The sequence below is a fragment of the Mycolicibacterium lutetiense genome (assembly GCF_017876775.1).
In the GTDB taxonomy this organism is placed as follows: domain Bacteria; phylum Actinomycetota; class Actinomycetes; order Mycobacteriales; family Mycobacteriaceae; genus Mycobacterium; species Mycobacterium lutetiense.
In genome coordinates this window covers 2,517,335-2,530,445 of the sequence record NZ_JAGIOP010000002.1, presented here as the reverse complement: position 1 = coordinate 2,530,445, position 13,111 = coordinate 2,517,335, and the positions used below count along the sequence as shown (strand labels likewise).

Sequence of the window (13,111 nt, the reverse complement as noted above, 5' to 3'; positions counted from 1 at the left end):
TCAGCGGCCCGGCTTCCGTAACCCCAGGCGTGCCATCGAACGCCGGTGCGGCTGGGCCCGCCGCGTCGCGCGGCGGGCGGCACGGCGCTGCTGCGGCTTGTCGTCCCAGGACTCCGGGTGGCTGGCTACCCACTTCTTGGTGCGTATCGCGAACGGAATCTGGATCACGTAGGCCACGATGATCACCATGATGACGATGTAGCCGTAGAACACCGATGCCGCCACACCGATGGCGACCAGTGCCAGCAAGGGCGCCACCATGTTCGGCGGCACCGAGAACGTGTGAATCTTGCGCATCGGGATCCGGCTGACCACCAGGAGCGAGACGCCGATCATCCAGATTGACACCGCCCACTCGCTGGTCCACCAGCCCTCGCCGAACTGCATCTTGGCGGCCAACAGACCGATCGCGCCGATGGCACCCGCCGGGGCGGGCATGCCGACGAAGTACTCCTTCTCGTACGCGGGCTGGTCCACGTCGAGCAGCGCATTGAACCGCGCAAGCCGCAACACGATGCACACCGCGTACAGCAGCACCACGATCCAGCCGATACGGGAATGCGACAGCATGGTGCCGTAAACGATCAATGCCGGTGCCACACCGAAATTCACCGCATCGGCCAGCGAGTCGATCTCCTCGCCCATCTTGGAGGTGGCGTTGAGCATCCGGGCCACCCGGCCGTCCAGCCCATCGAGGATCGCCGCGACCGCCAGAAACGCCATCGCCTCGGTGGGCCGGTTGTCGAGCGCCATCTTGACCGCCGACAAGCCCAGACAGATGGCGGCCACCGTCATCGCGCTCGGCAGCATCCGCACCGAGAACGGCGGTGGTTTCATGCGGCCCTTCATCAACGACGGGGGCCTCATCCGGGGCTTGATCACGGCAACTCCGCCAGGACGGTTTCTCCGGCCAGCGTCCGCTGCCCCGGGGTGACGAGCAGCTTAGAACCGGCCGGGAGATAGGTGTCCAGCCGGGACCCGAACCGGATCAGGCCGTAGGTCTCGCCGATGGCGAGCTTGTCGCCGACGTGCGCGTTGCACACGATGCGCCGGGCGATCAGCCCGGCGATCTGCACGGCGATCACCTCGGTGCCCTCGGGGGTACGGATGACGACGCTGTTGCGTTCGTTGTCCTCGCTGGCGGCCTCGAGCTCGGCCGAGTGGAAACGGCCGGGGCGGTGCTGCACGGCCACCACGTCACCGCCGATCGGCGCCCGCTGCACGTGCGCATCGAGCACCGACAAGAAGATGCTGACCCGCGGCAGCGGGGTGTCGGGCAACCCCAACTCGGCCGGCGGGACAGCGTCCTCGATCAGGCACACCAGGCCGTCGGCGGGGGCGACCACCACACCGGGGCGGGTGGGAGCCACCCGGGCCGGATGGCGGAAGAACGCGGCGTTGGCGCCGGCGGCGAGCAGGCCGGCGCGGCGTACCCAACGATGCTTGCGGCCGACGGCCGCGACAGCGAGGCTGGCGCCGACGAACGGCAACCCCGCTGAATGCATCGGCGGAACACTGGATCGCACCAGCGCCACGAGGCGTTCTGGTCCGGACTGCTGGAGATCGGGGCGTCTGGCCATCGGGAGGATTCTACGTGCGCTCGGTGACGGAATTGCTAGCTCAGGTCCCACACGGGAACCGTCGACCCGGCCGAGAGTTCGGTGACGTCCTCTGCGATCTCCAACAGACAGTTCGCCGAAGCGAGCCAGCGCAGGTGATGTGAGGCCGGGGGACCGTAGCTAGTGACGGAATCGCCGGTCAGCACACCGCGCCGGAACTGCCGTTTTCCGCGCGGCGAGGTCAGGTCCTCGGTCAACTGCGCCGTGCGCCGCGGCCGATCCGGTTCGGCGTGGCCCATCGCGGCACGCAGCGGCGAGTGGACGAACACCTCGAAAGACACCAGCGCGCTGACCGGGTTGCCGGGCAGCGTGATGATCGGAACCCCGTCGACCGTGCCCGCGCCCTGCGGCATGCCGGGCTGCATCGCGACCTTGACGAAATCCACCTGATCCGACAGCGAATCCTTGACCACCTCGTACGCGCCGGCGCTGACGCCGCCGGTAGTGATGATCAGATCCGCATCGCCGGCATGCGCGGCCAGCGCGGTACGGAAGGTATCGACGTCGTCGGTGGACATCGGGGCGATGGTCGCCTCGGCGCCGGCATCGCGGACCGCCGCGGCCAGCATCACCGCATTCGACTCATAGATCTGTCCGGGCAGCAGTTCGGTGCCGGGCGCCACCAGCTCGGTGCCGGTGGACATCACCGTGACGCGCTGCCGCGGCACCACCGGCAGCGTGGCCAGCCCGAGTGCCGCGGCCAGCCCGAGCGCAGCCGGGGTGATCACCTGACCGGCGCGCAGCACGGTGGTGCCCGCTGTGACGTCCTCACCGGCGCGCCGGATGTGCTGCCCACTCCGGGAGGCCGCGCGGATCGTCACGGTGTCCGTCGCGCCGTCGGTCGCCTCGACCGGAACCACCGCCGTCGCACCGGACGGCAGGGGCGCCCCGGTCATGATGCGGTGCGCCGTGCCGGGCTGCAGCGTCAGCGGGTCGGTGCGTCCGGCCGGGATGTCCTCGGCGACCGGCAGTTGCACGGGGTTGTCCTCGGTGGCTGAGGCCACATCCTCGGCGACGACGGCGTAGCCGTCCATCGCGGAGTTGTCGAAGCCCGGCAGTGACAGCGGGGCGACGACATCGGCGGCCAGCACCAGGCCGAGGGTGTCGTTCAGCGGAAGATCCTGTGGTGCACGGGCTTTGATCAGCCCGGCGACCACCAGCTGGTGTTCTTCGACGGTCCGCATCGTCACACCGGGAAGCTGACGCCGGTGAGCTCCTCGGACACGGTCCACAATCGGCGTTGTAGGTCCTCGTCGTGGGACTGCTTGCTGGAGGTCACGAGCTTCGGATTGCCGACCATCTCGCGGAAACCGGATGGGCCGTAGTACTGGCCGCCGCGAACACCGGGATCGGTGGCCGCCCGCAGCGTGGCGAGCGCGCCCGTGGCCGGGCTGTTGGTGAACAGGCCGGCGAGCTGGTTGTAGCCCGGCAGCCCGGTACCCGGGATGTGGCGCATGAGTTCGGTGTTGGACAGACCGGGGTGGGCGGCCACCGCGATGGTCGGCTCGTTCTTCGCGGCCAGACGCCGCTGCAACTCGTAGGTGAACAGCAGGTTCGCCAGCTTGGACTGCCCGTAGGCGGCGACGCGGTTGTAGCTGCGTTCCCACTGCAGGTCGTCGAAGTGGATGGCGGCCTGGATGCGGTGCGCGACGCTGGCGACCGCGACGACACGCGACCCCTCGACCGGCAGCAGGTGATCGAGCAGCAGCCCGGTCAACGCGAACGCGCCGAGGTGGTTGGTGCCGAACTGCAACTCGAAGCCGTCGACGGTGGTCTGCTTGGGCGGGTACATCACCCCGGCGTTGTTGATCAGCAGATCGATCCGCGGGTAGGCGGCCTTGAGTTCGTCGGCCGCAGCGCGGACCGATTCCAGCGAGCCGACATCCAGCTGCTGCAGCGTGACGTCGGCCTTCGGCACGGCTGCGGTGATCCGGTCGACGGCCTCGCGGCCCTTGTCCAGGTTGCGCACCGCGACGACGACATGCGCGCCCTTGGCGGCGAGCGCACGGGCGGTCTCATAGCCCAGGCCGGTGTTGGAGCCGGTGACGATCGCGATCCGGCCGGACTGATCGGGGACGTCGGCCTCGGTCCACTTGGAATTGGCGCTCATGGGTCGAACATACGGAATGCGGGTGCTGGACGGCACCCCGGCGCCATAGCAGTCTGGGAACCATGCGCACTCTGATTGATCCCGCGAGGCCGCCCAGCCGCAAGGCACCGCTGGTGTGGGCGTTGGGCGCGGCCATCCCATGGGCGTTTCTGATACTGGCGCAATTGATCTGGTTCGCGATCGACCAGCAGATGGCGTGGCTGCACGGCGCGGCTGCGGCCGTCACGGTGCTCGGCGTGGTGCTCTTCGTCGTCGTGGTCCCGATGTGGCGCTACCGGGTCCACCGGTGGGACATCAACGTCGGCTCCGGGACCCCCGCCGTCTACACCCGCACCGGGTGGTTGGTGCAGGAGCGGCGGATCGCCCCGATCTCGCGGGTGCAGACCGTGGACACCTACCGGGGCCCGCTGGACCGGCTGTTCGGCCTGGCCAATGTGACGGTGACGACGGCGTCCTCGGCCGGCGCCGTGCGGATCGTGGCACTCGACGACGACGTGGCCGAGCAGGTGGTGGCGCAGTTGACCGACATCGCGGCGATCGGCGAGCAGGACGCCACATGACAGACGCCTCCTGGCAGCGGCTGAGCCCGCGCATGCTGCTGGTCCACCCGGTACATGAAGTGCTGCAACAGATTCCACTGCTGATCGGGGCGGTGGTGCTGGGCTCGGCGACCGGGAACCAGGGCTGGACGATTGCGGCGATCGTGCTCACCGTCGGCGTGGGCCTGGCGCGGTGGTTCACCACCGGCTACCGCATCGAACCGGACGAGGTGCAACTGCGCACCGGGCTGCTGCAGCGCAAGGTGCTGTCGGTGCCGCGCAACCGGATTCGATCGGTATCGACCGATGCGCGGCTGTTGCACCGACTGCTCGGTCTGACGGTGCTGCGGATCAGTACTGGCCAGGAAGCCAAGGGCGACAGCGAATTTGCCCTGGATGCGGTCGAGGCGCAGCAGGTGCCGCGGCTGCGCGCGATCCTGCTCGTCGACGCCGTACCGGCCGCCGAGGCGTCGGCCGGACCCGAGCTGGCCCGCTGGCAGCCCTCCTGGCTGCGCTACAGCCCACTGAGTTTCACCGGCCTGGCCATGATCGCGGCCGCGGCCGGGGTGATCTACCAAGCCGGTGTCGGTGCCACACTGCAGGCGCCACTAGCGCACTATGGAATCGCGGTGGCAGAACGCCTCGGCGTCCTGGTCACCGTGGTGGTGGGGGTGCTGGTGATCCTGGTGGCCTCGGTGGTGTTGTCGGTGCTGAGGTCGTTGCTGACCTACGGAAATCTGGTGCTGCGAAGAGATTCCGACGTACTCCATCTGGAACACGGTCTGTTGCGCCTGCGCCAGCACACGTACGACATGAGGCGGCTGCGCGGCGGAACTCTGCGTGAGCCACTGCTGGTACGGGCCTTCGGCGGCGCCCGCCTGGACGCGGTGATGACGGGCGTCGGCGGCCAGGGGGAGGCGTCCCTGCTGCTGCCGCCGTGCCCGGCCGGTACCGCCAGGGGCGTGCTGGCCGAGTTGATCGGCAATCCCGGTGCCGTGGACGCGCAACTGGTGACTCACGGGCCGGCGGCGGTGCGGCGACGCTGGACCCGTGCCCTGGTACTGCCCGCGGTGGTCGGCGTGGCGCTGCTGGTGGCGGCCGCACCGGTCTGGGCCTGGGTGCTGTGGGCACTGGCCGTCGCAGGCGCAGGCCTGCTGGCCGCGGACCGGGCCAGATCACTCGGGCATCTGGTGCGCGACGGCTGGCTGATCACCCGCGCAGGCAGCCTGGAGCGGAGGCGAGATCATCTGGACGCCGCCGGGATCATCGGATGGACGGTGCGGCAGACGTTCTTTCAGCGCCGCGCCGGCGTGGCCACCCTGATCGCGGCGACCGCCGCCGGTGAGAAGCGCTACGCCGTGCTCGACATCCCGGCGACACAGGCGTGGTCGGTGGCGGCGGCCGCCTCGCCGTGGGTGGCCGACAACGGGTGGGCGGCCGGCCCGGCAGGCCCCGGGTTGCGCTGAACCCGCGGACGTTTACTGTCGCTGCATGGCTATCGGTGGAGTGCTGTTCGACATCGATGGGGTGCTGGTGACCTCCTGGCAGCCGATCGACGGCGCGGCACAGACACTGCGGATATTGGCCGATCAGCAGATCGCCCGGTCCTATCTGACGAACACCACCACCCGTACCCGCGCACAGATCGCCGACCTGCTGACCGCGGCCGGCATGGATGTCGCGGCCGACGAGGTGATCACCGCGGCCGCCCTGACCGCCGAATACGTGCGCGACCGCTATCCGGGCGCCCGATGTTTCCTGGTCAACAGTGGGCGGATCGATGAGGACATGCCCGGCGTCGACGTGGTGTATTCGAGTGAATTCACCGGGCCTGCCGCGCCGGAAACCCCCGACGTGGTGCTGCTCGGCGGGGCCGGTCCGGAGTACAACCACCTCACACTCAGCTGGGTCTACGACTGGATGGCCCAAGGGGTGCCGGTGGTGGCCATGCACCGCAGCACCGCGTGGAACACCACCGACGGACTGCGCGTCGATACCGGTATGTACCTGGCCGGGATGGAGGCGACCTCGGGTCGCAAGGCCACGGCCGTGGGCAAGCCTGCCCCGGAAGGGTTTCTGGCCGCCGCCAACCGCCTCGGCGTCGACCCCGAGGAGATGTACATGGTGGGCGACGACCTCAACAACGACGTGCTGGCCGCCCAGGTGGTGGGGATGACCGGGGTGCTGGTTCGCACCGGGAAATTCCGCCAATCCACGTTGGACCGTTGGGCTACAGACGAATTCGCGATGCAATCCAACCACGTGATCGACTCCGTGGCCGACTTGCCGGAGTTGTTGGGACTCTGATCTGGCCTCGTTGAGGGCAGGCGAATGCGGTGTGGCGTCGATTGGCGGCGCCACACCGCATCGGCTATACCTGGCTTCCGGTGCTGCTGCCCGGGTTGCCGCCGGCGCCGTCGCTACCGCTGGTGCCGCTGGTGCCGTCGTGGGTGCCGTGGCCGCCATTGGCACCGCCGGAACCGCCGGCGCCTCCCGGACCGCCCGTCGGACCGGTGCCGCCGGCGCCGGTTGTCGCACCGGTTCCGCCGTTACCGCCGTTACCGCTTGCGCCGCCGGTTCCGCCGGCACCACCGTTGCCGCCGTTACCCCACTGGGTCACGTTGTCGTTGTAGCCCTTGCCGCCCTTTCCGCCGGAGCCGCCCGCGCCACCGACACCGCCGGTTCCGCCTGCGCCACCGACGTTGTTGCCGGAGGTGCCGCCGTTGCCGCCGGCACCCGCGGCGCCGCCGTGTCCACCCACGCCACCGGTGGAACCGGCGTTGCCGTTGATGAACGCGGTGCCGTTCGCGCCGGTCTGGCCCGACCCGCCCGTACCACCGTTGCCGCCGGTGCCGCCGGTGCCGCCGGCACCGTCGAGGCCGTGCGGTGCGATGCCGCCGGCGCCGCCGTTACCGCCGGTGCCGCCGCCGCCCGCGGTGCCACCGAAGCCGCCACCACCACTGACGCCGGCCGCGTTGTTGGAGCCGAACGCCGGAAGGCCACCGGTGCCACCCGACCCGCCGGTACCGCCGGCGCCGCCGGTTCCGCCCTTGCCGCCGTTGCCCGACGTAGTACCGCCGGCACCACCCGCGCCGCCGTTGCCGCCGGCGCCCGCGTTGGTTCCCGCCAAGCCGGTAGCACCCAGCGAGGCCCCGATGGTCCCGTTGCCGCCCTTGCCGCCGGTCCCGCCGGCTCCGCCCGCACCGCCGTTGCCGGTCACGCCGCCCGAGCCGCCGGCACCACCGTCACCACCGCGGCCCGCGGTGTCCAGGATGGTGAGGGCATCGAAGCCGTCGCCGCCGGTACCGCCGGCGCCGCCGGTACCGCCTGCGCCGTTGGCTGCCTGGTTGAGGCCGGCTCCGTTAAAGCCGCCAGCGCCGCCTGAACCTGCGGTGCCACCGCTACCGCCCTTGCCGCCGTTGCGCTGGACCGACGAGATGCCGTTGGAGCCGGCACCGCCGGTACCACCGTTACCTGCGGCGCCACCTTTACCGCCGGTGCCGACGGCGCCGTTGGTGGCTGCGCCGCCCTTGCCGCCGGCACCACCGCTCCCGCCGTTGCCGCCGGTACCGCCGGTGTTGCCGCCTACGACACCCGTGCCGCCGGTGCCACCGGTCCCGCCGACGCCGCCGGAGCCACCGTTACCGCCGTTTCCGGAGTGGGTTCCGCCGGTTCCGCCAGCACCGCCGGCACCACCGTTGGCGCCGGACGCGCCGCTGGTGCCCAGGGCCGCACCTCCGGCTGCACCGGTTCCGCCGGCACCACCGTCGCCACCCTTGCCGCCGTTGCCGTCGACGCCGCCGGTTCCGCCGGCACCACCTGCGCCGCCGTTGCCCGAGGTACCGACACCGGTCAGGGTGTCGAAGCCGTCGCCGCCTTTACCGCCATTGCCACCGCTGCCGTTGGTGCCGTTGGCCGCCTGGTTGAAGCCGGCTCCGTTGAAGCCGCCGAGGCCGACCACGCCTGCTGCGCCGCCGTCGCCGCCCTTGCCGCCGTCGGCCTGGACCGACGAGATGCCGTTGGAGCCGGCACCGCCGTTACCACCGTTACCGGCCGCGCCGCCGTGACCACCGGCGCCGACGGTGCCGAGAGCAGCTGTGCCACCCTGGCCACCTTGGCCGCCGGTGCCACCCTTGCCGCCGTTGCCGCCTTCACCGATAGCTCCGCCGCCGAGAACACCTGAGCCGCCGGAGCCACCGTTACCGGCGTCGCCGCCGATACCGCCGGTGCCGCCGTTGCCGGAGCGGGTGCCGCCGTCACCGCCAGCGCCACCGGCTCCGCCGGTGCCGCCGTTGGGGCCGTTCTCGCCGAGCGCGGCCAGACCGTCGGCGCCGTTACCGCCCTTGCCGCCGGCGCCACCGGTGCCGCCATTGCCGTCAACGCCGCCGTTGCCACCACGACCGCCGGCGCCGCCGTTGCCTGCGGTGCCGATTGCGGTGATGGTGTTGAAGCCGTTGCCGCCCTTGCCGCCGTTGCCGCCGTTGCCGTTTGCGCCGTTGGCTGCCTGGCCTGTGCCGCCGAAGAAGATGCTGAAGATACCGGCACCGTTGACGCCGCCGATACCGGCCTCGCCGGCGTTGCCGCCTGCACCGCCGGTGCCGCCATCGGCGATCAGCGACGAGCTGCCGTTGGAGCCGGCGCCGCCGGCGCCACCGTCACCGGAAGCGCCACCGGCGCCACCGGTACCCGCTAGGCCGAGGATGGCGGCGCCACCCTTGCCGCCGCTGCCGCCGATTCCGCCGGAGCCGCCGTGGCCTCCGCCGCCGAGCGCACCACCGCCCAGCACGCCGGAGCCGCCTGAGCCACCGGTGCCACCTGCTCCGCCGGCGCCACCGCGGCCGGCATCGCCGATCCAGTTCTTGCTCGCGCCGCCGTTGCCGCCGTTGCCGCCATTGCCTGCGTTGGTGCCGTTTTCACCCAGGGCAGCGAGTCCGTCGAAGCCGTTGCCGCCGACGCCGCCGTTGCCGCCGTTGCCGCCGTTGGCGATCAGCCACCCGCGGCCGACGCCGCCGTCGCCGCCGTTGCCTGCGTGGGTGCCGGGTTGGCCGACGACGATGTTGTAGTAGCCGGCGCCACCATCGCCGCCCGCGCCGCCGATGCCCATGATCTTGCCGCCGGCACCGCCATTACCGGCGTTGCCGCCGTCGACACCGGTCAGGATGCTGGCGCCGCCGTGGCCACCCTTGCCGCCGTTGCCGAACCAGCCGGCGTTGCCACCGTCAGTGCCGTCCACTCCGGAGATCAGGGAGTTGTAGCCGTCGCCGCCGTCGCCCAGCAACAGTCCGCCGTCGCCGCCGGCGATACCGGGCAGATAGCTGTCGGCACCGTTGCCGATCAGGTACTGGCCGGCCGCGAGGTTGATAACGCCGTCGACAACGATGCCGATCGGGCTGGTGATCCACGCTTGGACGCCGCCGTGCGCCGTCTCATAGATCCAGAGATTGACCTGCTGGACCGGGTTGATGGGGGACAGGCGTGGGGCCAGACGCGGGACCAGGGGGGGTGAGGGCAGGGACGAGGTGGCAACCACGGAGGAGGCCGGGGCAGTCCGTTGCATCTGCTTGGCGACCTGCTCGGCGGCGACCTGCTCGGTTTGGCGGCGTACCCAGGCCATCACGGCCCAGGCGCCGGGCATCTGGTCGGGCGTGGTCGGTGCGTCGGGAGCCACCATGGTGCCCAGGCTGACCGCGGACAGCAAGCCCGTGATCGGGCGGATCGCGGTGTTCATTCCGGTTTTCGCCGTGGCGGGCGCGGCGGTCATGACCGGAACAATTTCCGGGGCCGCCAACGTGGACGGGACTCGCCGGCCGCTCGGAACCTGGTCGATGGTGGTGTTCGGCACCTCGCCGGCCGCCGGGGTGCCCGGTTCGCCGGCGCTGACACCGGTAATCGGTTTGGCTCCAACCACACTGGCGTTGTGTTTGGCGTCGTCGGCCGTGGCGGGATTCGCCCGATGAACTGCGCGGGACCGCTGGCCGGGCGTTGACCGCACGCCCCGCGGGCGGCGGGTTTCCCGGGTATCGCCGGTGGTGGTGTCCTTGGCGATGTCCGCAGCCGTGGTCGGGTCCGGCGCCGCGGTGTCCAAAGCTTCGGTCAGGGCCTTTGTGGCGGCTTCTGCGCGCTGGCGGATCCGGTCCTGTGCTTGCTGACCCGCGGTTCGCGGTGATTCGGATGTGGCGTCGGAGGTCGGCTTCCGACCGGTCCCGAGCTTGGTCGGCGGCTTGAGCTTGCTGGTGATCTTGGCTTTGGCATTGGCTTTGGGATTGGCTTTGGGATTGCCGGTCTGAGAGGCACCCGAACCGGCCGAGCTGGGGCCGCCGTCGCCGGTCGAGCCCTCGGTGTTGACGAGCCTGATATCGGCAGTCACCGACTGCATCGTCGGCGAATCGGGCCCCAGCAGCAGCATCACACCCGCGCTGGCGAACGCCGCGCTCGTCAATCCCGCGGTCATTAGCGGCCCGGCGGCACTCCACCAGTTGTCGGTACCCACTGCTCTGTGCTTAGCCACGATCCTCCTCGCTCGTCCGGGTGTGAGATGTCACACTCCAGCTAACAAACATGGCGAGATTAACACTCGTGTGAACACCTTTGGAAAAGTGTGTACAGGCACTTAGCGGGCAACCAGAAGGGATCGCTGAAGGCCTACACTGTGTAGCGGCGGTCGTATCCCGCTTGGCGCTCGGCGATCTGCTGCGCGCGGTCGTAGTTGAGCTGCTCGGGGTTGTAGTTGGGATTGTTCGGGTCGTTCACGATGCCCTCGACCTCCGAGGCCTTCACCACCTGCGTCCTCACCGTCGGCATGTTCGTGGCATCCGGGTCTACACCCTGGAACCGCATGGAGATGGTGCCCTGATTCAAGCCGCCGGTGGACACCCAGTTGGCCACGCCCGGATCGCTTTTGGACACCACGATCGTGTACGTGCCATCCGCGTTCTTGATGGCCTGGCTGTTGTTCAAACTGGTTTGCTGGTTGCGCGTGTCGTCGGTGATGGTCCAGTCGTTGGTCACCGGCACGATGAAGTACTCCGCGTCACCGGGATCGACGGTGATGATCATCGCCTCGTCGTCCTTGAGCTGGAAATAGCCGGCGCTCTGCAGCTGCGTGGACAGGAACTGCGCGTTGTGCTGGGGCGCCGACAGCGTGTTGGGCGCGCCGGTGGCGGTCGCCACGGACATGTAGGTGTTCTCTCCGGTGATTCCGGTGACCAGCATCAGGATGGCGGTCTCGGCGGACGACAACAGCAGCGGCGCCCTGTCGAACGCCGGGACGATCGACACCAGGCTCATCAGAATCGGATTCTCGATCACCGTCTTGCCGATGACCGGGATGGCGAACCCGCCGATCTGGCTGAACAAGCTGCTCGGCGGTCCGGCGGTCTTCTCGATGGTCAACGCGATCGGCGACTCGGTATTCCAGTCCCCCAAGGTGTTTCGGGTGGCCAGGATGGTCGATTCGGGCGGGGCATGAAGGTAGTTCATGCCCTTCTCGGGGTTGGCCGGTGCCGCGTCGGGACTCACCACGATCGTGAACGTCCCGTCGTCCCTGATACTCAGTTCCTCGCCGTTGAGATTCGCGGCCGTGACGCCGTTGATTCCGGTCAGCACACTGAAATTGGTGTTGGCAGAGGTGGGGTGGGTGTTCGGGTCGGTCGGGTCGTAGCCCGGGACGGTGCCCTCGATCTTGTACGTCGAGGCGCCGTTGATGCCGGTGAACCGGTAGACGGTGTCGGGGTTGTCGTACCAGATCCGGGTGCCGCCCGCGTTTTGCCCGTTCCAACTGTGCGGCGGGTTGACCTGCAGCAGCAGCTTCGGGTCGTTGGAGTTCAGCAGCAGGAACTCGGTGGCCGCCTGGTTGGCGAACTCGGTGGCGGCCCGGTTCAGGTGTGACAGGTTCGTGAAGTCGGGGCCGCCGACAGTGGCGAAGTTCTTCGCCGCCTCGACGTACCAGGCCGCCATCAGGACCACCTTGGCCAGCTGAACGAAGGGCGTGTTGACGATCTGGCTGACCTGCCGCTCGGCCGCGAGCTGTTCCTCGGTGGCCAGCGTGCTCGTTGTCTGGGTGGTCACCTGGGAGGTCACCTCGCTTGTCACCTGCGAGGTCGCTTCCGGTGTGTTGACGCGTCCGATCGGCACGAGCCCCGGCCGGCCGTCACGGCGTGACCAGCTCAGCAGCGCGGCCATGCCGAGATCGTGGATGGGGCTCACCGGCGAATCCGGAAGGTGCGGTGTGAGCCGCTCCGTCACGGCCGCCACCATCTCCGGTATGGGCTGCGCCGCCGGAGCCTGGGTGCGGAGTGTCGACTTCGGAACCACCTGTTCGGCAACGTCTTTCGTCACAGTCTTGGTGACGACCGTCAGCGTTTCCAGGGGTGCGGCGGTGTCGGCCTCGGCCGACGGACGGTTGTCCAGCGTGGCCCGCCGATGGCGGGGCGCGTCGGTGGCCGTGGTGAGTGCCCGCGATACCGACTGCCGCACCTCGTCGACGGATTCTCGGCCGTCCGATTTCCGGTCGGTCGATGCGGCCGACGATCGGCGTTCGCCGATCTTCGTGCTGCCGACTGCGGACTCCACCTTGGCGGCCACGTCGCTGACTCGTTTTGCCAGCTTCTGAGGGTCGGAGAACGACGGTTTCCGGGGGCCTTTCTTGGGGGTCGAGCTGTCCGTCTTCGTCGTGTCGGTCGCCTTTGAATGCGTTCCCGACGAACCCGGGCCACCGGTCTCGGCGGAGGCGATCGCGGTGCCGTTGGCTACTGCCACACCGATTCCCAACGCGACGGCGAGTGTGCCGACCCGCCCGATGAATCGGGCACCTCCAGCGTTAGCGGACGTCGGCGTCATTGCGT

General features: G+C 69.7%; 9 protein-coding genes. 3 read left to right on the top strand and 6 right to left on the bottom strand.

Annotation, left to right across the window (positions count from 1 at the left end; all coding sequences use genetic code 11):
• Genes pssA through JOF57_RS21425 form a run of 4 tightly spaced genes read right to left on the bottom strand, consistent with a single transcriptional unit; the run spans position 1 to position 3,729 of the window.
• Positions 1 to 849 (bottom strand): CDP-diacylglycerol--serine O-phosphatidyltransferase, encoded by an 849-nt coding sequence (pssA, locus tag JOF57_RS21440; protein ID WP_209923578.1) that lies wholly within the window; start codon positions 847 to 849, stop codon positions 1 to 3.
• Positions 850 to 878: 29 nt separating this feature from the next.
• Positions 879 to 1,580 carry a phosphatidylserine decarboxylase gene (locus JOF57_RS21435; protein WP_209919793.1) on the bottom strand — a complete coding sequence of 234 codons (702 nt, stop codon included), beginning with the start codon at positions 1,578 to 1,580 and terminating at the stop codon, positions 879 to 881.
• Between the two features lie 35 nt (positions 1,581 to 1,615).
• A complete protein-coding gene (moeA, locus tag JOF57_RS21430; RefSeq protein WP_209923576.1) occupies positions 1,616 to 2,803 on the bottom strand; it encodes a molybdopterin molybdotransferase MoeA in 1,188 nt (395 codons plus the stop codon).
• Between the two features lie 2 nt (positions 2,804 to 2,805).
• Positions 2,806 to 3,729 (bottom strand): SDR family NAD(P)-dependent oxidoreductase, encoded by a 924-nt coding sequence (locus JOF57_RS21425; RefSeq protein ID WP_209919791.1) that lies wholly within the window; start codon positions 3,727 to 3,729, stop codon positions 2,806 to 2,808.
• A 62-nt stretch (positions 3,730 to 3,791) separates the two neighbouring features.
• On the opposite strand from JOF57_RS21425, the gene JOF57_RS21420 reads away from it, so the two are divergent.
• Genes JOF57_RS21420 through JOF57_RS21410 form a run of 3 tightly spaced genes read left to right on the top strand, consistent with a single transcriptional unit; the run spans position 3,792 to position 6,575 of the window.
• Positions 3,792 to 4,289 (top strand): PH domain-containing protein, encoded by a 498-nt coding sequence (locus JOF57_RS21420; RefSeq protein ID WP_209919790.1) that lies wholly within the window; start codon positions 3,792 to 3,794, stop codon positions 4,287 to 4,289.
• Positions 4,286 to 5,734, top strand: a complete 1,449-nt coding sequence (locus JOF57_RS21415) for a PH domain-containing protein (RefSeq protein WP_209919787.1) — start codon at positions 4,286 to 4,288, stop codon at positions 5,732 to 5,734. Before JOF57_RS21420 ends, JOF57_RS21415 begins: the two co-directional genes overlap by 4 nt.
• A gap of 25 nt (positions 5,735 to 5,759) precedes the next feature.
• On the top strand, positions 5,760 to 6,575 hold the full coding sequence (locus JOF57_RS21410) for an HAD-IIA family hydrolase (protein WP_209919785.1): 816 nt from the start codon (positions 5,760 to 5,762) through the stop codon (positions 6,573 to 6,575).
• Between the two features lie 64 nt (positions 6,576 to 6,639).
• Here the strand turns inward: JOF57_RS21410 and JOF57_RS21405 are convergent, their stop codons facing one another.
• Positions 6,640 to 10,776: a PGRS repeat-containing protein gene (locus tag JOF57_RS21405; protein ID WP_209919784.1), complete on the bottom strand. Its 4,137-nt coding sequence runs from the start codon at positions 10,774 to 10,776 to the stop codon at positions 6,640 to 6,642.
• Between the two features lie 134 nt (positions 10,777 to 10,910).
• Complete coding sequence (locus JOF57_RS21400) at positions 10,911 to 13,106, bottom strand: DUF1214 domain-containing protein (protein WP_209919782.1); 2,196 nt, start codon at positions 13,104 to 13,106, stop codon at positions 10,911 to 10,913.
• Positions 13,107 to 13,111 lie beyond the last annotated feature (5 nt).

Bases quoted from the DNA above. Each gene is read 5' to 3' on its own strand.
- pssA (WP_209923578.1), bottom strand. From the start codon at position 849: ATGAAGGGCCGCATGAAACCACCGCCGTTCTCGGTGCGGATGCTGCCG.
- JOF57_RS21435 (WP_209919793.1), bottom strand. From the start codon at position 1,580: ATGGCCAGACGCCCCGATCTCCAGCAGTCCGGACCAGAACGCCTCGTG.
- moeA (WP_209923576.1), bottom strand. From the start codon at position 2,803: ATGCGGACCGTCGAAGAACACCAGCTGGTGGTCGCCGGGCTGATCAAA.
- JOF57_RS21425 (WP_209919791.1), bottom strand. From the start codon at position 3,729: ATGAGCGCCAATTCCAAGTGGACCGAGGCCGACGTCCCCGATCAGTCC.
- JOF57_RS21420 (WP_209919790.1), top strand. From the start codon at position 3,792: ATGCGCACTCTGATTGATCCCGCGAGGCCGCCCAGCCGCAAGGCACCG.
- JOF57_RS21415 (WP_209919787.1), top strand. From the start codon at position 4,286: ATGACAGACGCCTCCTGGCAGCGGCTGAGCCCGCGCATGCTGCTGGTC.
- JOF57_RS21410 (WP_209919785.1), top strand. From the start codon at position 5,760: ATGGCTATCGGTGGAGTGCTGTTCGACATCGATGGGGTGCTGGTGACC.
- JOF57_RS21400 (WP_209919782.1), bottom strand. From the start codon at position 13,106: ATGACGCCGACGTCCGCTAACGCTGGAGGTGCCCGATTCATCGGGCGG.